The sequence below is a fragment of the Rhizobium esperanzae genome (assembly GCF_002204185.1).
Classification (GTDB): Bacteria; Pseudomonadota; Alphaproteobacteria; order Rhizobiales; family Rhizobiaceae; genus Rhizobium; species Rhizobium esperanzae.
On record NZ_MXPU01000005.1, the window covers coordinates 189,553 to 215,383 of the forward strand.

Annotated in this window: 22 protein-coding genes and 1 pseudogene; 8 read left to right on the forward strand and 15 right to left on the reverse strand. The window is 56.5% G+C overall.

Annotation, left to right across the window (positions count from 1 at the left end):
• Window positions 1-20: 20 nt before the first annotated feature.
• Window positions 21-728, reverse strand: a complete 708-nt coding sequence (gene rapA2, locus B5E41_RS09350) for a calcium-binding lectin RapA2 (protein WP_088392984.1) — start codon at window positions 726-728, stop codon at window positions 21-23.
• A gap of 686 nt (window positions 729-1,414) precedes the next feature.
• Between rapA2 and B5E41_RS09355 the strand changes: the two genes are divergently transcribed.
• The 4 genes from B5E41_RS09355 to B5E41_RS09370 all read left to right on the forward strand — a co-directional run bounded on the left by B5E41_RS09355 (window position 1,415) and on the right by B5E41_RS09370 (window position 7,510).
• The gene (locus B5E41_RS09355; RefSeq protein ID WP_088392986.1) at window positions 1,415-3,034 is read left to right on the forward strand and encodes a right-handed parallel beta-helix repeat-containing protein; all 1,620 of its coding nucleotides are present in this window, start codon (window positions 1,415-1,417) and stop codon (window positions 3,032-3,034) included.
• A 481-nt stretch (window positions 3,035-3,515) separates the two neighbouring features.
• Window positions 3,516-5,279: a type I secretion system permease/ATPase gene (locus B5E41_RS09360; protein ID WP_088393253.1), complete on the forward strand. Its 1,764-nt coding sequence runs from the start codon at window positions 3,516-3,518 to the stop codon at window positions 5,277-5,279.
• 15 nt (window positions 5,280-5,294) lie between these two features.
• Window positions 5,295-6,602, forward strand: a complete 1,308-nt coding sequence (locus B5E41_RS09365; protein WP_088392988.1) for an HlyD family type I secretion periplasmic adaptor subunit — start codon at window positions 5,295-5,297, stop codon at window positions 6,600-6,602.
• A 212-nt stretch (window positions 6,603-6,814) separates the two neighbouring features.
• Entirely contained in the window at window positions 6,815-7,510 is a 696-nt protein-coding gene (locus B5E41_RS09370) for an SGNH/GDSL hydrolase family protein (RefSeq protein WP_088392990.1), read from the forward strand.
• Window positions 7,511-7,548: 38 nt separating this feature from the next.
• Here the strand turns inward: B5E41_RS09370 and B5E41_RS09375 are convergent, their stop codons facing one another.
• Window positions 7,549-8,025 (reverse strand): glycosyltransferase, encoded by a 477-nt coding sequence (locus B5E41_RS09375; RefSeq protein ID WP_088392992.1) that lies wholly within the window; start codon window positions 8,023-8,025, stop codon window positions 7,549-7,551.
• Entirely contained in the window at window positions 8,022-8,483 is a 462-nt protein-coding gene (locus B5E41_RS09380; protein ID WP_088392994.1) for a glycosyltransferase family protein, read from the reverse strand. Before B5E41_RS09380 ends, B5E41_RS09375 begins: the two co-directional genes overlap by 4 nt.
• 224 nt (window positions 8,484-8,707) lie before the next feature.
• Between B5E41_RS09380 and B5E41_RS09385 the strand changes: the two genes are divergently transcribed.
• Window positions 8,708-10,804, forward strand: a complete 2,097-nt coding sequence (locus B5E41_RS09385) for an acyltransferase family protein (RefSeq protein ID WP_176439362.1) — start codon at window positions 8,708-8,710, stop codon at window positions 10,802-10,804.
• Between the two features lie 338 nt (window positions 10,805-11,142).
• On the opposite strand, the gene B5E41_RS09390 is transcribed toward B5E41_RS09385, so the two are convergent.
• From B5E41_RS09390 to B5E41_RS09440, 11 genes are all read right to left on the reverse strand, one after another.
• Complete coding sequence (locus B5E41_RS09390) at window positions 11,143-12,483, reverse strand: O-antigen ligase family protein (protein WP_088392998.1); 1,341 nt, start codon at window positions 12,481-12,483, stop codon at window positions 11,143-11,145.
• A gap of 24 nt (window positions 12,484-12,507) precedes the next feature.
• Window positions 12,508-13,491: a glycosyltransferase family A protein gene (locus tag B5E41_RS09395; RefSeq protein ID WP_088393000.1), complete on the reverse strand. Its 984-nt coding sequence runs from the start codon at window positions 13,489-13,491 to the stop codon at window positions 12,508-12,510.
• On the reverse strand, window positions 13,488-14,372 hold the full coding sequence (locus B5E41_RS09400) for a glycosyltransferase family 2 protein (RefSeq protein WP_088393002.1): 885 nt from the start codon (window positions 14,370-14,372) through the stop codon (window positions 13,488-13,490). Before B5E41_RS09400 ends, B5E41_RS09395 begins: the two co-directional genes overlap by 4 nt.
• A gap of 24 nt (window positions 14,373-14,396) precedes the next feature.
• Window positions 14,397-15,335, reverse strand: coding sequence for a glycosyltransferase family 2 protein (locus tag B5E41_RS09405; RefSeq protein WP_064811122.1), 939 nt, complete (start codon window positions 15,333-15,335; stop codon window positions 14,397-14,399).
• Between the two features lie 81 nt (window positions 15,336-15,416).
• A complete protein-coding gene (locus B5E41_RS09410) occupies window positions 15,417-16,238 on the reverse strand; it encodes a galactosyl transferase (protein ID WP_088393004.1) in 822 nt (273 codons plus the stop codon).
• Between the two features lie 11 nt (window positions 16,239-16,249).
• Complete coding sequence (locus tag B5E41_RS09415; RefSeq protein ID WP_088393006.1) at window positions 16,250-17,281, reverse strand: polysaccharide pyruvyl transferase family protein; 1,032 nt, start codon at window positions 17,279-17,281, stop codon at window positions 16,250-16,252.
• A 30-nt stretch (window positions 17,282-17,311) separates the two neighbouring features.
• Window positions 17,312-18,814, reverse strand: coding sequence for a lipopolysaccharide biosynthesis protein (locus B5E41_RS09420; protein ID WP_088393008.1), 1,503 nt, complete (start codon window positions 18,812-18,814; stop codon window positions 17,312-17,314).
• A gap of 147 nt (window positions 18,815-18,961) precedes the next feature.
• On the reverse strand, window positions 18,962-19,864 hold the full coding sequence (gene pssM, locus B5E41_RS09425) for an exopolysaccharide glucosyl ketal-pyruvate-transferase (protein WP_088393010.1): 903 nt from the start codon (window positions 19,862-19,864) through the stop codon (window positions 18,962-18,964).
• Window positions 19,861-20,367, reverse strand: a complete 507-nt coding sequence (locus tag B5E41_RS09430; RefSeq protein ID WP_085860244.1) for an acyltransferase — start codon at window positions 20,365-20,367, stop codon at window positions 19,861-19,863. The genes pssM and B5E41_RS09430 overlap by 4 nt, the downstream gene beginning before the upstream one ends.
• Window positions 20,367-21,518 (reverse strand): glycosyltransferase, encoded by a 1,152-nt coding sequence (locus tag B5E41_RS09435; protein ID WP_088393012.1) that lies wholly within the window; start codon window positions 21,516-21,518, stop codon window positions 20,367-20,369. Before B5E41_RS09435 ends, B5E41_RS09430 begins: the two co-directional genes overlap by 1 nt.
• Before the next feature lie 31 nt (window positions 21,519-21,549).
• The gene (locus B5E41_RS09440) at window positions 21,550-22,623 is read right to left on the reverse strand and encodes an endo-1,4-beta-xylanase (protein WP_088393014.1); all 1,074 of its coding nucleotides are present in this window, start codon (window positions 22,621-22,623) and stop codon (window positions 21,550-21,552) included.
• Between the two features lie 203 nt (window positions 22,624-22,826).
• Between B5E41_RS09440 and B5E41_RS09445 the strand changes: the two are divergent.
• Window positions 22,827-23,197, forward strand: a pseudogene (locus B5E41_RS09445) (hypothetical protein).
• Here the strand turns inward: B5E41_RS09445 and B5E41_RS09450 are convergent.
• Window positions 23,194-24,063, reverse strand: a complete 870-nt coding sequence (locus B5E41_RS09450) for a DUF6030 family protein (RefSeq protein ID WP_245303070.1) — start codon at window positions 24,061-24,063, stop codon at window positions 23,194-23,196. The pseudogene B5E41_RS09445 and the gene B5E41_RS09450 sit on opposite strands and share 4 nt — an antisense overlap.
• Window positions 24,064-24,603: 540 nt before the next feature.
• Between B5E41_RS09450 and B5E41_RS09460 the strand changes: the two genes are divergently transcribed.
• On the forward strand, window positions 24,604-25,236 hold the full coding sequence (locus B5E41_RS09460; protein ID WP_088393020.1) for a class I SAM-dependent methyltransferase: 633 nt from the start codon (window positions 24,604-24,606) through the stop codon (window positions 25,234-25,236).
• Window positions 25,237-25,400: 164 nt separating this feature from the next.
• Window positions 25,401-25,826: a helix-turn-helix domain-containing protein gene (locus B5E41_RS09465; protein WP_064804372.1), complete on the forward strand. Its 426-nt coding sequence runs from the start codon at window positions 25,401-25,403 to the stop codon at window positions 25,824-25,826.
• Window positions 25,827-25,831 lie beyond the last annotated feature (5 nt).

Genomic DNA, 25,831 nt, shown 5'->3' on the forward strand with positions numbered 1-25,831 from the left:
CATTGACGGTTTATCGATGATCAGACGGTGGCGCCGGAGACGACGTCCGTGCCGGTGATGTTGAGCGTTAGAACGCCGACATCCGTATGGCCCTGACCATCGGAGATCTTGTAGTACTGGATGGTTTCGGTGATATGGTCGCCCGGAGCGATATCCGAGGCTAGGTCATAGGTAAACGAGCCGTCCGCCTTGACATGGAAGGTCCCATAGGTACCGGCAATGTTCGTTGTTGCGGTCGGGTCGCCGTTTACGCTGGTGTTGGCGAACTGACGCAGGAAAAGGTGGCCATTGTCGCCAGGAATGTCGTTGGTCAGCAGATTGCCGCCGATGGCGTCGCCCTCGTTGAAGCTGAGATGGTCGTCAACAGCAATCGGCTTTACCTGAGTGACACCCTTGATATTCAGCGTGAATAGGCCGAAATCGGTATGGCCGGCGCCATCGGAGATTTTATAGGAAACCTTTTCGTGCAGCGTCTCACCGGCTGTGAAGCCGACCTTTGCAGCATCACTCAATACGTAAGTATAGCTTCCGTCCGGCTTGACGTAGAACGTGCCGTAGTCGCCTGCGATTGCGGTAACCTGATTGTTGCCTTGCTTAGCACCAACGCTCTGCTGGTCGAAGGCGCGTAGGAAGAGGTTGCCATCGGATGTGTCGTTGCTGAGCAGGTTCCCGGAAATGACGTCGGTTTCCAGAAATGTTGCAGTATCGTCGGTTGCGTGAATAGCCATCTGTGTCTCTCCTAGAATTTGATCTTCGCCGGTCATTTTTGACTTCAGCGGACCACATGATTAATGGTATCTTAATACATGGAGTCAAGCGTGTAGTTAACAACAAATAAGAACTTGAGAGTGTATTGATCGATAACAATACGCCCACAACATACCTAAGTCGATGAAAGTCCTAAATATTATAGTTTTAACAATATTTGATCGTCTATGTCGTTGCAGTCGTGTTGGGTCGTTCTTGGGTTTTGTAAAATAGTTATTCAATGTAAAATGTAATAATGTTGCCAGGTGGTGTATAATCATGAAGTGTTATTGTGTAATCATGAAGGATTATTAAGCGAATCTGCACTGTCGCAGGACCCCCTCCCTTCGGATGTGCCATATCGCCGAAAATAAATTCCCGGTAACTGCATATAGGTTTGGGTTGGGGAACGTTGTGCTGCGCTGGAGCGGGTATATGCCGGCTTCAGCTTGCTCGGATCACAGTGCGGCAGATGTGCCGAATCCAGGTAGAAGGCGTTTTGTCGGGCTATACAACCTTATCGCGATACAACATTTTGAGTACACTAAAATAATCATGCTCAGAATGTAAGAATATTTCGAGATATCGCGCATTTTAGTGTTTCATTTTAGCAGCCGGAGAGATGTCCGCAGTTAGAAGGTCTTCCATAACCTCGGGAGATCGCAGCATGACCGTCTATTACGTGAATTCAGTGACGGGATCCGACTATAACAGCGGAACCGGTGAGAGTTCAGCCTTTGCGACGTTGTCCGCTGTTGAAGCCTTAAAACTAAATCCTGGTGACAGCGTGCTGCTTGCTGCCGGAAGCGTATTTAACGAACAGTTTGACCTGAAATATTCCGGCACTGTCAGCGCTCCGATCACCATCGGCAGCTATGGCATTGGTGATGCGCCGGTCATTCACAGCAGCAATAACGGGATACACGGTTCCAAGGCTTCGAACATCATTGTCGAGAACATCAAGATCGCCGATACTGGCGCCAACGCGATCTATGCCGGGGGTGTATCGAACTGGATCGTCCGCAACGTCGAGGTCTCGAATACCGGTCTGGCCGGAAAGCCTGGCTCGCTCAGCTTCCAAAGTAGCCAGAACATCACGATCGAGAATAGCACCCTGACCGGTGTGCATGCCGATGGCATTTGGATGGACAAGGTCAAGGGCGTCACCCTCGTCAACAATACCGTTACCAACTGTCAGGGGAGCGTGGCCGACGCCATTCAGCTCAACGACAGCAGCAATATCCTGATCAAGGACAATCATCTCGAGCAGACGGAAACCAATAGCGCCAAGGGCGTCCTGGTGCTGATCCGGGCTCAAGATGCCGTGGTCGAGGGCAATACGCTTATCGGCGGCGGTTTCGGGCTGAGCGCTCAGGCGGGCACGAACATCGCCATCCATGACAATGACATCTCAGGATATGGCGGCTACAACTGGTCGTACGGCATCGGCCTTGGCGACTCCGGCGATGCGAAAAACTACGACATTAGCGGAAATTACCTGCACGATGGCGTCTACGGCGTCCTGGTCAGCGCTGTCGGCAATCCCGCCTATCTCCGCGAGAACATCATTGTTCACGACAATGTCTTCGACGACCTGACCGCGTCGGCACTGAAGGTCGACAGGCCTGCATCGGGCTCCTTCTACGATAATGTCATCGATAGTTCGGTGTCGACGCTGACGATGCCCGCCGCAATCGCTGCGCAGAACACGTTCTCCATCGGCGAAAACAAGACGCTCGAACAAGCGCAGGCCGAGCTTGACAGCGCAGCGGGCAGCGCGAGCGGCGACACGTCGTCGAGCAATGAGCAGACTCCTGTCGCGCCGGTTTCCGAGCATGTGGAGGTACCGGCGCCTCAGGTAAGTTCTCCGGCGCCCAGCGTGGAAACGCCGGCCGCGACCGTGCCTGCTGCCGTCGTTCCCAAAATCGCCGCCGTCCATGACAGCTTGAAAATTTCGACTGATACCGGCAGCGCCTATCACGGAAATCTTCTTGAGAACGACAATGCGAGCAACGGCACAATACTACTTCGCCGCTTCGGTGACAGCGCGGTGGACAAGCACGGCCTGACGCTGACCGGAAAATACGGCGTCATCCACGTCGAAAGCGACGGCGATTATAGTTATACGGTCGATGCTACCAAACTCGCAGGCCTCAGCGGCAAAGTCAGTGAGTTCTTCCAATACAAAATCTCCGATGGCGCTTCCCACATCGATACCGACAGCTTGAGCGTGTCGATCAACGTCGACGCATTCCATGGCAGTCACGCCTCATACGTCCTGGCGTGAGGCTGGACGGGATTCTGGCGCATTCCCGCGAGCCGCGGGCGGTCTCAAATTTGCGAGGCAGCCAAGTTTTCGCCAGCGGGCGATGCAAAAGACACCCTCTTGATCGAAAAAATTCGCGTCTGCTATGGTCAAAACAAACTACAGATTGCATTTATAGTCTAATTCGTCAGTAAAGGCCGGATTTAAGCTGCCACACGCTCGCCGCTTTTAACCCTTATTGGCGGTTTTGCGATATTCACTTGCTTCGGCTGGTTTGCTTATCGTAGTGTTAAAGTTAGACCCCCTGAAATTGCTCGTGATAAGTTTGTATTTTCGGTCATCTTTCAGTGGGATTTATGTTCTACGTTATGGCGCGCAAGCGGGATCGGCAACAGTGCCGGAGATCCGAAGGCAGCCATGTCAATGATCGGGTTTGAGGGCCTGTAACTGCACTGTGGACCAGCATTCGTTGGTTCGCGATGCGGTAGAAGAGGATTGCTTCGTGTTTCAAATTTCAGCAGCTGACGTCAATGAACCGTCCAAAGCCTTGCGGAAATGCAAAGGAGGACTGATCTTCATTGGTATAGCCAGCGCGCTTATCAATATACTTTATCTGACAAGTTCATTTTTTATGCTTGAGGTGTATGATCGGGTCATTCCCAGCAAAAGCATACCGACACTGGCCGCCTTGGCAATACTTGCGTTGACACTTTATGCTTTCCAGGGCGCGTTCGAAGTTCTCAGGAGCAGAATGCTCGTTCGCGTCGCCGGTGCGCTTGACGAGATGGTGAATGGACGGGTGTTTCGGGCCTTGATCAAAGCGCCGCTGAAGGTCAAGATCGGTGGAGACGGGCTTCAGCCCCTGCGGGATTTCGATCAGATAAGAACGTTCCTGTCCGGCATGGGCCCGACGGCAATGTTCGATCTGCCCTGGCTTCCTTTCTATCTCGTTATCTGTTTCCTGTTCCATCCGGCGATCGGATATATCGCGATCGGCGGATCGCTGGTACTCGCCATTCTGACGTTCCTGACCAACCAGGGCACGCGTACGCTCTCCAAGCGGCAATCGGAAGCCGCCAACATGCGCAACGGATTTGCGCAGAGTTCGATCCGCAATTCCGAGGTCATTCATGCCATGGGCATGGCAGGCACCATGGCTGAGATCTGGGACCGCAAGAACGGCGAATACCGGAACATCACCCGGCAGGCATCGGATGTCGGCAACGGTTATGCGACGCTGTCGAAGATTTTCCGTATCGCCCTGCAATCGGGAACGCTCGCAACAGGCGCGATCCTGGTCATTCAAGGTCAGGCCTCTTCGGGTATCATCATTGCCGGTTCCATCCTGACGTCTCGCGCTCTGGCGCCTGTGGAGGCGGCGATCGGAAACTGGCGCGGCTTCGTTTCCGCCCAGCAGAGCTGGGCGAGGCTTTCGAATCTCCTGAAAACAATTCCGGAGATCCCGGCTCCGCTCGCGCTGGCCGCACCTTCCAAGCAGGTCACGGTTGAAGGCGTCGCCAGCGGACCGCCGGCCGGCCAGCGACTGGTCATCTCCGATATCAGCTTCGGCCTGAAAGCCGGGAGCGCGCTCGGGGTCATCGGCTACAGCGCCTCGGGGAAGTCGTCGCTGGCGCGGGCGATGATGGGCATCTGGCCGACGGTCAGAGGATCCATTCGCCTGGATGGCGCGGCGCTCGACCAGTGGGACGGCGACGCGCTTGGCCGGCATATCGGTTATCTTCCGCAGGATGTCGAGCTCTTCTCCGGTACCGTCGCGCAGAATATCTGCCGCTTCGCCAAAGAAATGTCGCCGGAAGCAGTGGTTACCGCGGCGAGGGCGGCGCGCGTTCACGACCTCATTCTGCGTCTGCCGAACGGTTACGAGACCGAAATCGGCGAAGGCGGTGCTGCGCTTTCAGCCGGGCAGAGACAGCGTATCGCGCTTGCGAGAGCGCTCTACGGCGAACCCTTCCTCGTCGTGCTCGATGAACCGAATTCCAATCTCGATGAGGAAGGCGAGCGGGCGCTGAGTGCTGCTATCATGAGCGTGCGTGCACGTGGCGGCATCGTCGTTGTCATCGCGCATCGCTCCGGCGTTTTGGCAGTGTGCGACTTCGTGCTGATGATGCAGGAGGGCAGGATGATCGCATTCGGTCCTAAGGAAGAAGTTCTGGCGCGGGTCAGCCGGACCGAGGCAGCGCGCACGCCGATTGCCGAGCGCGTAGCTCAGCTTAAGGTCGTGGTCGACGGCAATGCGGCGGAATAGGCCGGAAGGAAGATCGTGAGCAAAGTTATTAGTGAATCCAAACGCTCCCTCAATCGCCATGTGGCGGTTGTCGGCGCGCTGTCCATTGCGTTGGTTTGCGGCATCGGCGGCTGGGCGGCGACGACGGAACTTTCGAGCGCCGTCATCGGCGAAGGCGTCGTTGTCGTCGACGGCGACGTCAAGAAGATCCAGCATCTGACGGGCGGTATCGTCTCGGAACTTCTGGTTTCCGAAAACCAGCATGTGTCGGCCGGACAGGTTTTGATACGGCTTGATGGAACGGCGACAAGAGCACAGCTGTCGATTGTCGAGAGCACGCTTGCTCAGCTTTATGCGCGCCGCGCCCGTCTGAAGGCGGAGCGGATCGGCGCCGAGTCGTTCGAAGTCGAAGAAAACCTCAGCGATCTGACATCCAGCACCGCGGCGCAGCAGCTGCTCGACGGCGAGCGGAAGTTGTTCGACAGCCGCAGGTCGGCGCTGATCGGAATGAAGAGTCAGCTGGCGTCGCGCAAGGATCAATTGGGCGAGCAGATCAAAGGCTTGGTCGTTCAGATCAACGCCACCGGCGATTCCCTCGGCTTGATCGAACAGGAGCTCGAAGCCGTCGATGTTCTCTACAAAAAGGGTCTGGTCACGCTTCAGCGTTTGAATACCCTCAAGCGCGCCCGCGCCGATCTCCAGGGTAACAGCGGTCAGGAAATCGCCGCAAAGGCGGAGGCCGAGGGCAAGGCGATCGAAATCGACCGACAGTCGATTCAGCTGGATGAGGATCGTCGTTCGGAGATCGCAAAGGACCTGACCGATGTCGAAGCTCAGATCGCCGAAAATGAGGAGCGCCGCGGCACTGCGCTCGATCAACTCCGCCGTCTCGACATCACCGCGCCGCTCAGCGGCCGCGTTCACGAATTGTCGGTGCACACCGTCAATGGCGTTATCGAAGCCGGTCAGACGCTGGGGCTCGTCGTTCCCGAAAACGACGATCTGACGGTCCAGGCGAAGGTCGCCACCCGCGATATCGATCAGGTCCATGTCGGCCAATCCGTCGATGTGCGTTTCAGCGCTTTTGATCAGCGCACGACGCCCGATGTGCAGGCGGTGATCACCTCAATTGCGCCTGATATCGTCAAGGATGAGCGGACGGGGATCAGCTATTACCCGGTGCGCGTCAAGCCGGAGGCTCAAAGTATCGCGAAGCTGAAATCGATAAAGCTCTATCCCGGCATGCCTGCCGAGGTCTTTATCAAGATCGGCGACCGGACCGTCATTTCTTATCTCACAAAACCGCTGACCGATCAGATGCAGCATGTATTTCGTGAGGAGTGATTGGCGCTCCGCGGCGCCGTTGCGGTATGTCGCGGCAGCTGCTATCCCCGGTTGGATGCAAGGCTGATTTGCGCACTGAAGCGGACATGACAATCTGTCCTTCATGATATTGTCTCAAGCCTGCTGCAAGGCTGGCTTCAAGGGCCTGCCAGTCGTTCCACAAGGTTCTCCTGTCGGGTGACGTATAGCTCTCGCCGAGATATGGTTCTGTCATGATATGTTTGCGGCTTTGGCGAGCGGCGCCGACCCAGAGGCGACTGGCATCGGGTCTGGTTCTGCTTTTAGCCTGCCTCGTGATGGTATTGATGACCGAAAAGAGCGATGCCGAGAACCTTCCGCCGCTGAAAATAGTGGCTTTCGGAACATCGCTGACAGCGCGTGGGGGATGGCAACCCGGCCTTCAGACAAGGCTTGCTGCCTGCCTGCAGAGATCCGTGAAAGTCGAGAGCGTCGCAAAGAGCGGCGAGACGTCGACATGGGCCCTGACCCAACTGGATCGGGTCGTTGCCGAGCAGCCGGATATTATTCTGATCGAGCTCTACGCCAATGACGCGACATTGCATCGGTTCGTGTCGCTGGCACAAAGCCGAAGGAATATTGCCGACATTCTCGATCAGCTTCATCAACGCCTGCCGCGGGCGCGGATTATCCTCATGGCGATGAATCCGTTTTCAGGACTGCGGGGGCTGATCCGTCCCTTTGTCGGTAGCTATATCTCGGCTCATCAGGCGGAGGCACGGAAACGGGGCCTGGAGTTTATCGATTACCGGCCCGATTGGGAGCGCCTGACTCCTGACGATCTGGCAGCTGCAATTCCTGATGGCGCACATCCGCGGCCTGAAGTCGCTTCTAAAATCATCGTGCCCCGACTCGCCCGCCACATAGCCGGCCGCGATTGCGGAGAATGAAACTCCCCGCCTGAGGGCGTCTGCACCTGTCGGCGGGTTCAACCTGCTGCGAGATAGCCCTTCAAATAGTTGACCAGCGACGTCCGGCCGGCATCGGACACGTCTTGATGAGAGGGGCTGTCCAGGTCCTGGAGGAGATAGTCTTTGAGTTCGTCATCGTTCTGGGCGACATAGATGCCCGGCCGGCCGACAAGCTGGCTGACCGTGGCAAGCTGGTGATCGTTTCGGTGCTCGCCAAGAGCCGCCTTCCGCGGAACAAGAATGATCGGTTTGCCGAAACGCTTCGCCGTGAGGACCGTGCCGATTCCCGCGTGAGAGACGATGACAGTCGCGTCGCGAAAGACCCTATCGAAGTCCGCAGGCTCGATATTCTTGATCCATTTCATGTTCTGTGGAGTATAGGTGCCCTTGCCGATCTGCGCCAGCACCGGTCTGGTCAGATCATTTGCGAAGGTATCGACGGCCTTGACGAGGCGATCAAACGGTAGCTGCGTTCCGACGGTGACAAGGATCAAAGGACAGCTCCTGCGTAATGGGGGCCATCCGGCCGCGAGAGATGTTGCCATTGCGTCAGCCAGAGCGTTGCAATATGGCCGGCCAATTTTCCCGATAAGGACAGCTTCTCGACATTGGCGACGCTATCGATCCAGATCGTTCGCTTGCCCATGAGTCTGCCGGCCAACAGGCAGAACAGGCCAGGAGCTGCTCCGGTCGACAGAACGATATCGGGCTTCAGCTTGAAGACAATGTAGAATGCGCTGAAAAAACACTTGATTGACATAACGATCGAGTCGCGGCTGCAATCGGGCAGAACCAAGCCATTGCTGATATCGTACTTTTTTAAGAGACCGGGGATCGTGGTGGCGAAAAATACCTCGCTACCCTCGAAGGCGGCGCGCATAGCCATCATCTGTTCCCAGTGACCGCCTCCGGACGAAGCGGCGAGAATTTTCCGTTTTTTTCCGTCAGTCATATTAGATCCATCCTCGCACTATCTTATGGTTCGCGCTGCTATGGTGTCTCCGCATATTCGGAGCCCGTTGCGAATTGTTCACATTTTGCGAGCCATGCGTTGGAGAGTGTGATTTCCTATTGCAATGCATCATTTTTGAATGCAATGCAATGCAAGCGGCTCGGCCGGCATTGACTTCGCGAGTGACAGTGTATCGTCTTGTATCACCTCGAAAGGACAATCGGATGCACAACAATCCCGTACGCGCTTACCGTCCCGATATAGATGGTCTTCGTTCGGTTGCCGTCATTTCCGTTGTGCTATTTCATGCAGGTCTGAGGTCATTTTCCGGCGGATTCGTTGGTGTCGATATTTTCTTCGTCATCTCCGGGTATCTCATTACAGGACATATTTATGGCGACATTCTAAAATCGGAATTCAAATTCACAAGATTCTATGCGCGGCGGGCACGGCGCATATTGCCGGCGCTGTTTTTCGTATTGGCTGTTTCGTTCCTGATCGGTTTTCTCCTCCTGTCCCCGGGCGAGTTCAGGAAATTTTCGCATAGTGCCATTGCCGCCATGTTAGGCTTTTCCAACGTCTATTATTGGCTTTCCAGCAACTACTTCTCGCCGGCATCCGACCAACTGCCCATGCTGATGACCTGGAGTCTCGGCGTGGAGGAACAGTTTTATATGGTCTTTCCCTGGATCATTTTGTTCCTGAACCGCTACTTCAAGCAGGCTATTCTTCCCGCGATCGCAACGCTTGTCGTACTCTCCTTCATATTTTCCGTTGCAGCGTTGAAGATCAATCCGGCTTTCACCTTTTACCTGCTTCCGACCCGCGCATGGGAGCTGGGGATTGGCGGCATTCTCGCTGTGATGGAGACAAAAGGTTTGCGTCTCGATCGGGGCGGAAGCGCAGCCGTCAATGCCATTGCATTGATCGGCGCGATATTGATTGTCGCACCGATCTGCGTCTACAACGATTCTACGCCTTTTCCCGGAGCTGCGGCGCTTTTGCCGGTTCTCGGGTCGGCGCTGCTGATTGCGACCCCAAGCTCGATCGTGGCTTTTGCACTCGGTTCGCGGCCGTTCGTTTTTATCGGGCTTGTCTCATATTCCTGGTATCTGTGGCATTGGCCTCTTTTGAGCTTCGCCAGCGTCGCATCCGTCTGGCCATTGCCGCAATCGACGGCTTTGCTCATCGTTGGGATCTCATTGATCCTGGCGGTTCTGACGTATTATCTCGTGGAGAAGCCGTTTCGGCGCCCGGGTCTTTCCAATGGCCGCACACTTTGGCGCTACGCAACGGCCCTGGCGGTTTTCGCGCTTCCTTTCGCGCTGACCGCGCTACTGGCTGGCGTTCCACAGAGATTTGGTTCACAGGTTGCCAGGATCGAAGAGATCGCAGGCGGGCGTGAAGCATGCCTCGTATCTTATGGTGCAACCGCCCCAGCTCTCGGCAGCAACTGCCAACCTGCAGGCAATACCGAGCCTGCGATAGCCTTGATCGGCGACAGCCATGCGGCTGCACTTGCGCCCGGATTGCGAGCCATCGCGCAAGAGCGGGGTTACCAGCTTTACGTCTTTACCAAAACATCCTGCCCGCCGCTGACAGACGCCACGCGCTACATGCCCAACCATCCGCTCCATGCTGCAGAATGCTCGGCTTATAACGCCAAAGTATCGGGTTTGCTGCGTGAAAACGATGCGATCAAGAAAGTTATCCTGGCCGGGTACTGGTCTGCTCCGATGCGTGAGGCAGAGACCGGTTCGCGCTATATCAGCCCGGGCGCCAATGGCGCAGAGCAGGCCGAAAACCAAAATGGGCCGACCCTGGAGTCGGCACTTGCATCGCAGGTCGCCCAATTGCGGGCCATGAACAAGGATGTGGTCCTTCTGCAAGACGTTCCACTGTTCAACTTTAATCCTGTCCGTGCCGTGCTCCAGCGTGCGATACCCTTCAGAGCGGCGTTTGGAAGATGGCTCGACGGCGATCGTGATCTGACACCATATGATGCTCCGATGAAAGCTGTCGCGAATTTCAACGATCCGGTCAGGGATATTATCGCGCGTGTCGCGGAGAAATCACCGCCTGGCGTGGCCCTGGTCGATCCTTTCAACGCGCTTTGCCCGGGAGCTCGGTGCAGTTTTTCCGCCGCCGACGGCGCGCCGTTGTTCATAGACAACCAGCATCTATCGACCGTCGGCTCGGAAATTGCCGCCAGGGCAGTCCTTCCGGCGGATGACGAGGAGAAAATGAGGACGACGTCTTTCTCTGACCAACAGTCTCGGATGACTGGTATTGTGAGGCATATTGATACGCCGGTCCGCTGAACTCGCTTCAGCTCCTGTGTGAACAGTGGTGACCTTCACCTCTTCACATTCCGCAACGAATGCGCCCAAGCGCCGATTCAATTAATGCACTGTCATCCGCGGCCTCGACGCCATGGGATCGACCAGTTGAAAAATGGGCGGCTTCCAGTGCGCTGGAAGCCGTGCGTCTAGGCAATCGCGCCTTCCAAAAGATCGATTCCAACTTTCAGGCCAAGCCGCTAAGCCGCGGCAACCTTAGCTCTGAGGCTGATGGATTTGAGATAGCGCCCCACGGCTTTTCGATGAACGTATTAATCAAAGCACCGCCACCGGCAGCGATCCCAAAATAATTAAAAGTTCTATCCATTGTGTGTGTTCATCGACGAGCGACCGCTCTTCATTCTGCTTAGCGGAAGCGAGACAACCAAGTATGGCCAGAGAATGACTGGCGCCAGCATCATTCCCGCTTCCATCATTGAGCCAACCACGATCAGAAGAATGATTGCAACTTCCTTGGAGTGTGTGGCACGAAGCTCGGTAGAACGTTGGATCGTTACTAGACGGCCGCCCAGGCGCTGAAGAATAAAGGCTGTCCAGGCAATCATGCCCGGTACCCCGATGTTGAGGGCAAGTTCCAAGTAGGTGTTATGGGTGGAGCGTGCGTCGAAGGTCAGCGAGACATATTGCTCCATAATTTCCGGCTGACGGAAAACGGCAAAACCGTAACCAAAAAGAGGGCGGTCGTATACCAGAGGCAGCAATTGGTCCCAGATATTAGTGCGTCCGGAAAAGGTAAGGTCTTTTCCAAATGCGTCCGCAATCATTTGTGCAACGCCGAGATAGGCGAAGGATGCCGCCACTCCCAAGATAATGCAGAAGAAGAAAACAATGAAGGAACGCGCCAGTGAGTTTCTCACGGTTTGCATCATACGTGAGCCGGCCAATGTGGCCACGCCGATGGCCACCATAACAACCGCAGTCGAAGATTTGGAAACCACGATGAGTAGGAGAGTACACAGCAACGCCGCCCAGCGTATAAGTTGGCTATAGCGTAATGGTCCTCTTGGCATTCCCAGCGACAGCATGGTTATGAAACTGACGGCACAAAACTGACCAAGGCCGTTCTTGTGGTAGAATAGACCCTTAACCATGCCGGCATAGGATCCTCCCATCACAGCATATCTTGGCAAGGCCACGGTATACAGGATGTTCGCAAAGGCCGCGAACATACCAAAGGTCGCCAGAAGCCGGAAGGTTTCAACGCTGCCGTATCGATGCCGGTAGAGCAACGGCGCTACTGTCAGCACGGCGACGGCGGCAATGCCGCGCATGGACGCGCTAAAACTGATGGAAAGCCCAAGGGAAATGATTGAGAGTATAATAACGACGAAAACCAGAACCGGGATCCTCCGAAAATAGGAAAGGAAACGGTTTGGTTCCAATACGAAGTAAAGGCCGATCAGCGGAATGAGGCTGTACAGCATCAGTTTCTGCGCAAACGGATCAACAGATGCATCTTCATTGAAGTTTGAGGGATAGCCGTACCACATCCCGGTTGTTCGCAAGAGTGTTAGATAGAACATTCCGGTGAGGAGCACGCGGATAAGCGTTTCCTTTCTGATGCCGCGACGTGGCCGCGGTCGGACGGCTGGCCGCAGGATGACTTCCTGGTCCGAAAGATAAGAATGGCCGAGACTCATCCGAGGGTACTCCTGCAAACAGTATCAGAAGGCGGCATTGGGCCTATATTCCTGGTATGCGTGTCCGAGAATTCCGTTCACCATGCCGGCACCGCGTAGTACATGGGTGAGTGCCCGCATGCCCCAATAGGGTGAAACCAGGATCGCCGGCAGCATGACCAGCCCAAGCATCACTCTCGTAGCGCCATAGGCTGCGCGATAGAGCCGGCGGTTGAGGTTGCCGTGCAGGACCTCGCTGACGGCGAAAGTGTTGCCGAGGCGATATTGTCGCTGCAAGACCCACTTCCAAGTCATGCGGCTGGCGGGAACGATATCATAGACCAGTGCCTTGTCAGCCCAGAAAACCTGCATGCCACGACGAATTGCCTGATTGAAGAAGAGATAGTCAGTGCCGCCGGTGAAGCGCATTTTCTCTTCGAAGCGCAGATTCCATGAGCGGATGAGGGGATAATCGAACATGACATTGTTCGAAGCTGCATAGGAAATGCGCTGACCGTCCTTGTTCTTCTTGCGCTCGAAAACCCTTGCCTTGATGAAATATTCAGGCGGATTCTCAGGATAGACCGGCTGAACAGGACCGTAGACGCAATCGGCGCGGTTTTTTTCCCGGGTCTCCAGCATCGCATCGAGCCAGCCGTCGACCGGCCATTCGTCATCGTCGAGAAAGCAGAAGAGATCGGTGCCGGCAGGGGCCGAATCGAGCGCCCGATTTCGCGCAAAGGGGATGCCCTGGTTCTGTTCGACGACATAGATCAGATCATAGGCGCCCGTTTGGCCGAAAGCCTCGACCGTGGCTCTTGCGCTGCCGGCGGCATCGTTGTCGACGATCACCATCGTCAGATGATAGGGGCGAGCCGGATGCCTGGTCTGGCGTGTCATCACGTCGAGCAGCTTGGCGATCCCGTCCAGCCGCCGATAGGTCAGCACGCCGACGGCGATGTTCAACGGCGACGCGCCTGACGGATCAGTTCCGGTTGATGAAGGCGGAAAGGTGTCCTGCTGGTTCATGACTGTCCTCTCCGCAGCATAGTCCCCAAACGCTTACGCGCGGCCATCAAGGCCACTTCGTTGACGGCATCATCGCCGAACGGACCGCCGGCCACGGTGTTGCGAGCTTCGCTCCTCAGTTTCAAAAGCGATGTCGTTTCGGCAATGCCTCCGGCCACCAGGCTCTTACCCAGCGCATGCAGCCCATCATAGCGGCGCGCCAGCTCCAATCCTGTGGCGATCATAATCCGTGGGCGCAGTGTTTTTGCCCTGCTCGTGCCCGTATAGCGGTTCGAGGCATGAATGCGCTGAAAGGTCAGCGGCGTTTCGACAATGGCGCCGCGACCGAGATAGGCGGCTGCAAACTTGATGTAATTGTCGCTGAGCACGACGTCTTTCGCGACGGACATCGGCAGGATCTGGGACAGGAGGTCGCGGCGGAAGCTCAAGCCGGAGGTCGGCACCGGAAGCGAGGGAAAGCCGCCCCTGCGCAGGGTGTCCCGTTTGTCGAAAAGCGTCACCTGCAACTTCGCGGGAGGCTGGTCGTCTTCGTTGGTCGTCACACGGTCGAAACACCAGTCGATCTCGTTGCGGTCATAGACCTCGACAATGCGCGCGAGTTTGCCAGGCAGAAACGCATCATCGGCATCGAGGAGAAAGAGGATATCGCCGCTTGCAGCCGCAAACCCTGCGTTGAAGCTCGAGGCCTGGCCACCGTTTTCCTTCAATACGGATCGGATCTGCTCGCCGTAGGAAGCGAGGATCTCCCTGGAATCATCCGTGGAGCCATCGTCGACGACAATCACCTCGTAGTCGGGATAGGTCTGCGACAGGACACTGTCGATGCATGGGCGCAAGAAATGCCCATAATTGAAATTGTTGATCAGCACCGAAAGTTTCAAATTACCGTCTCCTGGGCCAATCGATCACCGCCCCAGCGGCGCGTATCGGCGAATTCCGGCACGATAGCCGCGCATGTAGTAGTATTTCCAAATCGCCCAGAAACGCTTCTTCGACCGCGGCAGGAGGTAGAGGAGGGCTGCTCGGAAAGCCCACTGTGCGCTTTCGATCCAGGTCGGCAATGGAACGCCGCTTATCCTCACGCCTTCCGGCACCTCATCTGGAAAGAGTGCCGGCATGCCGTAGCCAAGCCGCTCGCCGCGTTTCTGCACCCAATTCTCGGTCACGCTCGACGCCGGGATCCAGTGGTGAACCACGGCTTCGGCGCATCGATAGGATTTGGCTCCACCCGCGGCCAGGCGGATGATGATTTCAGCATCTTCACCCATCGCGAACATCTTTCCCGGAAGAGGGCCGATGTCTTCTCGATAGCGTACGCTCGTCCCCAGCAACTCTCGCCGAACGATCGTGTTCGGGCCCCAAACCTTTGTCGGATCGCACGGTCCGCTTTGTGTTTCGTCGACGATCGCGAAAGTCGATCCCATGGGAATCCAGTCGATAAAGCGGTCCTTCGGCTCCTCCTCCCAATCTGGAACGATTCTGCCGCCGAAGACGCCATAGCTCGGATGGGCTGCGGCACAGTCGACGATCGCTTTCAGCCAATTTGGTTCGGCGCGGATGTCGTCATCCGTAAGAACAACGAGATCCCCCTTCACCCGATCCAAGGCCAGATTGAGCGCGCTGGACTTTCCCGGCTTGCGCTGCTGCAGGATGGTGATCGGAAGTTTTTCGCTATACGATTTCAGAAGGTCGAACGTATCGTCCTTGCTATTGTTGTCGACAGCGATCAATTCCCATCGATCATGGGGAAGCTCCTGGCTCACCAATGAATCCAAAGTATGGCGCAGCCGGCGGCTGGCGCCATTATAGGATGAAAAGAGCACGCTGACGAAAAGATCCGACATCAGTTACCAACCCTCTTGGTGAAGTCGAAAGAGAAAAGCCTCATGATTTGACTGCCTATACCTATTGGACGGATCGGTTTGCTATGCGGGTTTCGAGCGCGCCCCGCCGAAGAATTCGCGCCGATAACCGCCGCCGAGAACCCTCAGCTTGCGAAAATTGCGCAACAACCGTCGCGGCTTCAGAAGTACGCCACGATTGAGAAAATACTGCCGCATCAGGCTCGGCGCGCGGCTGTGCGATCCGCCATGGGCGACCCGGTAGACTGCTCCCCGGAAAGGCAGTTTGGTCAGGGGCGCTCCACGCTGGGCAAGAATGCCCGCAATGCGGACGTGGCTGCCCAGCATCGACTTGATCCAGTCGAGAGAGGCGTCTTCAAACCGCTGCGGCAGTTCATACAGATCGCCGCGAATGATCAGCGAGGTGCCGCAGAGATGGCTGAAGTCATCATGGCCGAGCAGAAAATTGCCGCCGTCGTCCCAGATGTAACCGTTGTCGATCGTCCATCCGTTGGCATCCCGGTTTTCCGATACATATTGCACGATCCGGGAGCTGACGAAATCGTCGTCATCGACAATCATGAAGAAGCGGCTGTCGGCCGCGGCCAGCATGCCGCTCAGAACGCGCCGGCCTTTGTCGGCGCGGAAGGCATCGAGGAAGTCTTCCTTGCTGCCCTTTCCGAGTTCGTGCATGTCGTTCGGCGGAAACGTCACACGAACGGCGGAAAATTTCTCCGGCAGATCAGGCAGATCGGCCCCTTCGTTAGCTACGATGATGCCGCGCCAATCGCCATTGGTCTGATTAGAAATGGAGGCCACGGTCTGGCTGAGGTTTGCCTTCAGCTTGCTCCAATCGCGCGCGTTGTCCTGATGTCGGACCGGGATGATGAAGGTGACAAGTGGCATCGAACTCCCCCTTAAGCCCGCAGGCCCACAGCTTCTTTCTCAGCGACGCGCCCCTTGGCAGCCTGCTGACGCGCCCACTCGATTCCGTCTTCGAGCGATGTCGCTTTGTAGGAAAGGTCGGTTCCGCCGGAGAAAGCATTCATGAAGCGACGGATCTTTCCATAGCTGTTGTCCAGCACCGCATGCGGACGGCCGAGCAGCAGCGAGCAGATATGAACGTGCAGACGGTCGGTCACGATGGCGCGGGCGCGCGAAATCTGACTGATGCCACGCTCGAAGCGGTTATGAGCCGCAGCATCCAACCTGCGCAAGGCAACTTCGCTCGGCTTCAATGCGAGATAAGCCGAGGCTACGCCCAACTTCTTGGCGATGTCCACCTTCCTCTTCGATTCCGTAATCCAATCTTCCACAGGAATATCGGAAGGAATCTTGCGATCACCGCCGCTGACGCGTTCCGCATCCTCCCGCAACATGGCGAGGACGGGAATCTGCGTTGCCCTTTCCGGCAGCGGGCCGATGGCGAAGGCCATATCCGGGCACAGCCGCACGATGCAGTCGAAGTGCTTCTCGGAAAACTCCTTCGATTCTTCATCGCGCACCAGCAGTACGAAATTCTTGTGGCGTCCGATGGCCTTTTTGGACTGCTCGATGCGCTCGGGCGAACTGTAGTGGATCGATTGCGGGAACTGGACGATCTGCCGATCCGGGAAGCGTTCCATGATCATTTCGCGGAAGTCCTGGTGGGCGACCCAGATATCGCCGAAATTGCCGCCGCCGTGAATGAAGATCGGGCCTGTGGGCACGCGACGTTTCAGTTCGTCGGCGGAGAAGTCGTAGAGCCTGGAAACATAGTCCGGGCGCTTGCCGAAGCGGTCCCTGAGATAGGCCATCTCTCCCAGCCAGATCGCCGAGTCGCCGCAATTGCGGATGTCGGGAAAGTCGAGAATCGCAAGCGGTTCATCGCGCGAGACATAGTCCTTCAGGCAATCATGGATCATGCCGTTGAGTTTTGCGATCAGCTCCGGTCTGGATTGGCTGGTCATTCTGCCTCTCTTGTTGATGTTCGTTTAACTTCACGCCGATTTGGGTACGGCAATACGTTTTGCTTTTGACAGGAACTTGACAACGATACGCTGAACTTCAGTTTCCGGGCCATTGGGCTTCTTCATCGCCACCCAAAGGGTAAAGCTCGATCCGGCGTAGATGATGCCGCCCGTGATGACGAGGAAGGCGAGATAGAGCGCCAGATGCAGCTTGTCTGTAGGCATGCTCAGAATGTGCGACAATCCCCAGACACCGGCGGCCATCAAGGCGACGCTGGCAAGCGCGCGGAAGTTGGCCGCGAGCTGCTGGAAGAACGGCAGATTGATCAAGCGCTTGACGAGAAGCATGTTGACCACGGTGGAAATCAGGCCGGTCAACACCCGGGCATAAACGACGCCCGGAAGCCCGGCCATCATCAAGCCGGCGATGATGATGGGGATGCGGACCACCAGCATCTGCGTGTCGCGGATGAACAGCATCTTCGTATGGCCCTTCGCCATGCCGAGCGGCTGGACGAGCGAGCCGAGGGTCTGCAGGGCAAAGACCGATGCGAGCGCCTGGACGATGAAGATGGCGGGAATCCACTTCTCTCCCAAGGCAAGCCGCATCATCGGCTCGGCCACCACGGCCATGCCGATGCCCGCCGGAAGCGCCACCGCGGCCAACAGCGCCTGCGCACGCTGATAGGCGGCGATCAGCCGGACCGGATCGTTGCGGACCTTGGAGAAGCCAGGATAGATCGTCTGGTTCAAAGGCGCCGTGGCCTCGCGCGTCGGCAGCGTCGAAAGGGTGTTACCGACCGTGTAGTGGCCGAGCTGCGTGGCGCCGAGCAACTTTCCGATCAGCAGATATTCGATCCGCCAGTTCAGCGTGTTGACGATCTGTCCAGCCGTCAGCCACACCGAGAACGAAAACAATTCGCGTGCGTGCCGAAAGGTGATGCGCGGCCAGAACGGCAGGACGGTGTAGGAAACGATGATATTGGTCACCTGATAGGCGAGGGTGCCGATCACGAGGGCCCAGTAACTCTGATAGATGGCCGCAATCGCCACCGTCACGATGAAGCCGACCAGCTTTTGCGAGACGTTGAGGACGAATTCCTGCCAGAAGATCAGATCGCGCTGGAGCATGACACGGCGTGGATTGGCAAGACCGCTCAAGAGCAGGCTGAAACTCAAGGCGAGCATGACGCTCGTCAGCCGCGGCTCATCATAAAATTCGGCGATCGGATAGGACGCGGCGGCAAACAGCAGCGCCAATATCGCGCTTCTCGTCACGCTCAAGGTCCAGACCGCGCTGAAGTGCGTTTCGCTGGGCGACTCGTGGCGGATAAGCGCCTGATTGAGCGAGAGTTCGGTGACCGAACTCAGAATGACCTGGATCGTCGTTGCAATGGCGACGAGACCGAAGTCCGCCGGCACCAGATACCAGGCGAGTACGAAGGTGCTGAGCGCCGAGAGCCCGTTGACGATGGCGCGAGACAAACTCAGCCATATGCTGCCTTGAATCAGCCGGTCGGTAACACTGCTCATGGGCGAACGGCTCCCGAGGTCGACGACGTTGACCATTTCAGCGGGCTGCAGGCCCATCCGGAGTGCTTCTTGCCCTTGCGGGAATGGAGAGTATTGGCGGAATTAGAAAGCATCATGCCTTATTGCCTCGTCACGGGGTCTGCGACATCAAAGGGCGCTGGCCGTCTTCTTGGAAAAATCCTGCTTCAGCCGATCCAGCTCGACCAGCATTTTCTCCTGGGCTCTTACGATAGCCTCGTCGGAGCTGAGCTGTCCCGGCTTCTCAGCCACCCGCTGCAACGTCTTGACTGTCGAGCCGAAGACATAGTTGCCGGTCAGCTGCCGGATGCGGCGGTGACGGAACGTGATGTTCTTCAACAGGTATGTGTTTTTCCGCACCAAAGATGCGCCTGCTTCGACGAGGTTGGACGGGCCGATCGGATCGAAATCGATCTCCAGATCGAGTGCACTCGCCCAGTCATGCCACTTGGCGCGATTGCCCGGCGCAATCGGCCGGATCGCCCGCCACGGAACGCGCAGCGCATCTGATATAATGCAGCCATGCATCGCTTCGGAGACGACCTTTTGCGATGCGCTGAGTTCGGTCAGAACCTTTTCCACCGACCAGCGGGGATCGATATAATGGATGCCGGCGAGGTCGCAGACCTTGTCCCAGCTGCCGTACATGGCGCTTTCATAGTGCGGCATAAAGGAGACGGGGTAGCGCTTCTCAACGCTCTTCGCATCCCAGCAGCTGCGCGTGAGGATGCCCGAATCGCCGATGGCGTAGCTCGGATCGATGCCGAGGACCTCGGCGGTCTTTTTTCCGCGCACGAAGTAGAAGGTCCAGTTGCCGTCGACCTTCGGCGCGTTGGTGTAGCCGCCATAGCCCGAGCCGAAGACGATCTTCTGTATGTTTGGGTCGAAATTATCATAGAGGATCGAACCGATGCCGAGAAAGAGCTGGCTCTCGTCGTCATTGAAGAAGCCGGGCAGCAGACGTTCCCAGAGCCAATGGTTCAGTTCGTCGCCGAAATTCTCGTGTTTTCCGCGATAGGCAAACATCTTCATCGTGCTTCTCCAGTCGGCAAGTGCGTCACGATCTGCGTGACCGTTTCGTCATCGCGGGCCATGCGTCCGTAACGCGAAATGATCTTGATGTCGCTGCGGATTATCTTGGCCGGGTTGCCGGCCACGAGCGAGCGCGGCGGCACGCTCTTGGTCACCACCGAGCCGGAGCCGATGACGCATTCGTCGCCGATCTCCACGCCGGGCAGGATGATGCTGCGGGCGCCGATGAAGCAACGTTTGCCGATCCTCGTGTGAAGGTAGAGCCCGCGTGTGAGGTCGTGGGTCAGGATGGCGGCTTCGAAGGCGACATAGGTTTCGGCGCCGATATGCAGTCCCTTCGGATTGGTCTTGTCGAAGCGCACGCTCAGCGAAAAGCTGGCGGTCGGATCGATGTCCATACCCCAGAATTTCGTATAATAGAGCCACTTGGCCTTAACGATCCCGTTCCGCAGCGGCCGAAATACGTTCAGTCCCCACTTCGGCTTCTTTCCTGTCTGCACCATCAAGTCCGACCCCGGCTGGAAAATTGGTCTAGTACGGAACTGTAATAGTCCTCTAGCATCCCCGTTTGACGACGTATGTCGAAGCGCTCGGCCACCAGAAGCGGTGCCCGTGCGCTGAAGGCTGTCCACAGGGTCTGGTCGTTGAGCAGCCTTCCGACCGCTTCCGCCATGCCCGCGACATCCCGCTCCTCCACGAGATAACCAGTTTTCCCCTCTTCGATCGCTTCGCCCACGCCTCCCGAGCGGAATGCGACGACCGGAGTACCGACGGCTTCGGCCTCCAGATTGGCGAGGCCGAAGGCTTCCGCGTGACCATTGTCGAGCGTCACGCTGCCATGAAGATAGAGTTCCGCACTGGCGAGCAGATCCCTTATCTCTGTCTGCGACAGATTTTCATGGATCGTGACGCTTGGCAAGGAACGGCGCGCCAGGGCTTCGATTTCCTCCTTCAATGGTCCCTGTCCGACCATGACGAATTCAACCGGGGTGCCGGCGGCCGCCACGCGTGAAAGCGCGTCGATCATGAAGCGGTGGCCCTTATAGTCGACGAAACGGGCGATGGAAACCACCAGCCCCTTTTTTCGTGGACGCGGCTCCATTTTAAAGAGATCGAGGTCGATGCCGATGTGATGGCGAAAGACGCGGTCGGCGCGGAAGCCGAGCGCCAGCAACCGCTCTCGGATGAAATCGGAAACGGCGATGTTCCAGCTGTTCCAGCCTGCCATCTCGCTCCGGCCCTTGGCGAAGAAACGCACCTGATTGAAGCCGCCCGGTTTTTTCGGATCGCCGCGATAAGTGGCGTCGAAGCCATGGAACGTCGTGACGAGCGGCTTGCCGGCGGCGCGCGCCAAAGGGCCGATGACATAGCCGTTCTTGCCGAAATGGGCATGGACAAGGTCGGCTTGGCTGATTGCGGGAAAGAGAAAAGGCAGGCCGACCTGCGGGATTTTCAAAAGCAGCTCACCGGCCCGCGCAACGGGAGACCGACGAATGTCATGAACCGGGACAGTCGATTTTTTCGTATGGGCGGAAGAGATTCGCGAACCGGCAAGAATTTCAGCTTCGAAGGAGCGAAATGCCACCGCCTGGTTGAGAACAAATGCCTGGCTGGCAGGCAAAAACTTTTCCACGTAAATAACGGCTTTTCTCATGAATCTGTTCGCGTCTCCACTGTTTTGGCGATCACATTGCCTCTATTGCTCGCTTGATGCCGTCAACCGAACTTCTCGGATCGTTGTTTTCGTCGTAAAGATTAACGCGCTTCGTGCATGCCGCGCCGGGGTTGGTGTCCTTCTCGTCAAGCCCGCCATATTTCTCCGACATGCCCCAAACGGTGGCGCCTTTCAAGTCACCACGCTCGGCTGCGATGGTGATCACGTCACCAAAAATCTCCGCATAGGAGACCGGCGTGGAGCTTTTGTCGCGGTTGAGGAAATGGCAGGACGCATCGAGTTCGGTGATAAAAACCCCGACACCCATATCCTTCAGTGTTGCACAGAATCGGCCCATTCCCTCCGGATCGATCCGATCGAGACCGGGGCGGAAATGCGATTGCAGCCCGACGGCGCCGATCGGCGTCTTTCTGGCGACGAGATTCTCGACAATCTTCAGGATGCGTGCACGCTTCTGTTCGAACACCTCGGATTTTTTCTCCAGGTGCGTCTCGTTGAGAACCAGCATCGCGTCGGGATTGGCCTCGTGTGCCATGTCGAAGCTCATGCGGATATAGTCGTCGCCAAGAAGGCGTCGGAAAACGCAGTTCCGCAGATCCGGCACATCATATTCCAACGGCTCGTTCACCACATCCCACGCATCGATCGACTTCTTATAACGAGCGACAACCTGTTTTATATGACGGTTCATCGCCGCACGAATGGTCGCAGCGTCGGTGATGGCGGACACCCAGTCGGGCGTGCGATACCAGACAAGCGTGTGTCCATAAACCCTCATGTTGTTTTTGCGTGCAAACGCGACGATTTGATCGGCGGGGCCGAAGGAAAAGACGCCTGGCATCTTTTCCGTTGCATTCCACTTCAGCTGATTTCGCGGCGTTACCGAATTGACGTTGTCGGTGTAGATCTGCGACGCGATCGGATTGCCTACATCCTCCGGATCGATCGCCGAACCGAATCGAAACGATTTTCTGTCGGCCAGGGCGCGCAGCCCCGCGGACGGCGGCACCTGCGCCAAAGCCTGACCCGCGCGGGCATATAACAGGGCGAGCGGAACGGAGGCGAGGAAACGTCTTCTATTCATTCTTTCTCTCACTGTTGGCTGTGTTTAACGTCTTCGGCGGAATCGAAGGGCCAAGCTTGCGGATTACGATCCGTCGCGGCCTCGATCTTAATTAATACATCGGTACAACTTCCGATGTATTTTCAGCGGCGTGGATGACGACGGCAATTTTTAGACTTTTCTGCGTAATCCAAGATATTAAACCGCTGCGGAGGGAGCTCGTTATGGAAGATTGGTTTAACCATCTGATGAGCTATGCCGCTTTTTTTATGGCGACTGTTCGCAGCGGCGTATCCCTTTTTGACGACGGGCAGTTCGCGGGGTTTGCTCTCGGCGTTGTTGGCACCATTCTCATCCTGTTCGGCGCGCTCGTCAGAACCTCGCTGCGATTGCGTCGATCGGCACGCGTCGTTCGCTCGCTCAACGACGAACTTGCGCAGGCTATTCAGGACCTCAATGTAGAGCGTCTTGGCGTCTGGCCGGCGGTGAAGGGGCCGAACGGCCGAGTCCAGACAGCTTGACGGAGCTTTACAGGATCCTGTCCCGGCATCACGGTGAGGTCGCATCGCCTGAAGTGCGCCGCATGCGGCTCTAATTGCGATTTACTGCCGGCGGCTCTTGATGGGGAAGTTCCGGCTGCGTGCGGTTGGCCGCAATTGTGGGCTCTGGCACGGGAAGCCATGTTCTGCCGGAAAAGTAATTCCTCGCCCTTTTTTGGGGGCCCGACGTTGCATCCAGCGAGAGGGTAAAATTGTACCGCTGCGGATTGAGCACTTCGTGGGTGAAGGCGATGTTGGCTCCGAAGCCGTCTTCCTTGACATCCTTCAGGTTTTTGATCGAATTCAGGGTCTCATGAAAATCGAGCCATTGCGGTTGACGCAGCATGGTTTCGAAAATGCGCAGGATAGCCGGATCGAGCTGGCCATTCTGATCCGTTCCGGGATTGACGATCTTCACGCGCATACTGCTGATCGTGCCGGCGGCATCGCCACGAACAATGACGAAGATGGAATTCGCCAGCTGATCTTTTTCACGCTTGGCGCTGTGCTCGTAAAAGCATTCGAACGTGTCGGCATTGAAGCTGGCCGCCGCCCATTCGCTGGTCTGAACGCCCGCTTGGCGCAGCGCCGCGCACATTGCAGGCCCGGATATGCGCCATGTGCGCAGAAAGGCCGACGCGGTCTGTGCCACGGGCGGTTCGGTGGCATGCAGGGGAAGCTTATAGACCGCCGGCGGCGCCGGTCTGGGCAGGGCTTTGGGCGGCGGCGGCTTAACCTCAGGGGGGAAAAGGTCGAAGCCGAAATAATGGCCAACTGCCTTTAAATGTTTCATGTCGTTGGACAGAAGCACCGTTCCGATGACCAGCGAGAGGGAAATCGTCAGCAACAACCAGAAGATCACGGGAATCCGCGGTTTTCCTGCCGGCTGTTTCGCATATGCGGGCGACGAATTATCGGGCAAGCTTGTCTTCTCCGGCACGCGAGAAGGGTTTCGTTGGTCTGTCTGGATCCCAGCAGTATACATGATCCCGTTAAATATCTTTTGGCTTCGTGTCAGCAACCGAGCGACCTTTCATCCGCGCCTTCATGAAAAGCGCGGGATCGAGTCGCCGAGGGCGCATCAGCAGCATTTCAGCCGAGAATTGCCATGCAGCGCTCGGCAATCCGGCGAGGGGTAGCCGTTGATCTTGCCGCTTCTGTGATGGCATAAAGGGGCGTCGTCCAAACTGGCTTGAAATAAATCGGGGTTTTTTGAAAAGATTGTTGAATTGACATAACTATTTTCATCTCCTGGTCGAGAGACTTAAAAACATTCAGCATCGTTACGAGTAAATGAGCTCGGTTTCCGCCATTTGTTCACGCATGGCGTTTAAGATTATGCGATAAACCTCGAATTATGCTTCACATATACCTCTATCGGATGACGATTTTCTGCGAATTCTATCAAATTTTCGACGTATTAATCGGTAGGTTTGCGGTGCAACAGCAGAAAGGAGAGCCCATGACCATCGAGCTAGACGCAACCACCTACGTTCACGCCAAACCGACCACCGCACATTCCTACATCTTGCCCAAGATCTTCGATGTGCTGGGGGATCATTTCGATGGTTCTGCGGAAAATGACGTCTTCGATCTCGGATGCGGTACTGGCGGGGCCGCCGCGGCTCTTACGAAAGCAGGATATGATGTCGTCGGCGTCGATCCCTCTAGCGACGGGATCGGCAAGGCCAATATCCGTTATCCCGGGCTGGCGCTGAGCGTCGGCTCGGCCTATGACGACCTGTCCAGGGAATATGGCAGCTTCAGTGCCGTGATCAGCCTGGAGGTCATCGAGCATGTCTATGATCCGAAGAGCTTCACCTCGACGATGTTCGATCTTGTCAAGCCGGGCGGGATCGCGGTGATATCGACGCCCTATCACGGTTATCTGAAGAATCTTGCACTGGCTGCGACGGGAAAAATGGACGATCACTTCATGCCGTTGAAGGATCATGGGCATATCAAGTTCTGGTCGAAAAACACATTGCGCACACTGTTGCTGGGGACCGGCTTCGATAACGTCCGTTTCGAATATGTTGGAAGAATTCCTGCCTTTGCCAAATCAATGATCGCCGTCGCCGACAAGCCGCTTTAGCCGGTCGGCGCGATATTGCGCCGTTTGCCGCAGTAGTCCGGAGCTTGTTTCTACTGCATGCTGTGGTGAAAAAAACCGTGATGAAATATTTACTTTTAGTTGCATTCTTGCTTAAACTCTCCATTATACAGCGGGCGTATTGATGAAGCGGGAGACTTAAGCAGATGAAGGCCAAATCGCCGAATTCCATCGATGTCTATGTTGGCAACCGCGTGAGAGTTCGGCGAAAGACGCTCGGCATGACCCAGCATGGTTTGGCCGAACTTCTTGGCATCACTTTCCAACAGATTCAAAAATACGAAAAAGGAACGAACCGGATCGGCGCCAGCCGCCTTCAGCGCATTTCCGAGATCCTTCGCGTGCCGGTCGGGTTCTTCTTCGAGAACGGCGGTTCCGGGCCGATCGAAGGCGAGACGAGCGAATTGAACAAGTTTTTATCGTCGAAGGAAGGGCTCGCGCTCAATAAAGCGTTCATCGCCATCGAAGATCCCAACATCAGGCAGAAGCTGGTGGCCTTGGCCAAAAGTCTGGCGATGACGGGATTGCCCGACGTCGATAGCGACCTGCAGGATCCGGTTGTACACAACTGAGGATG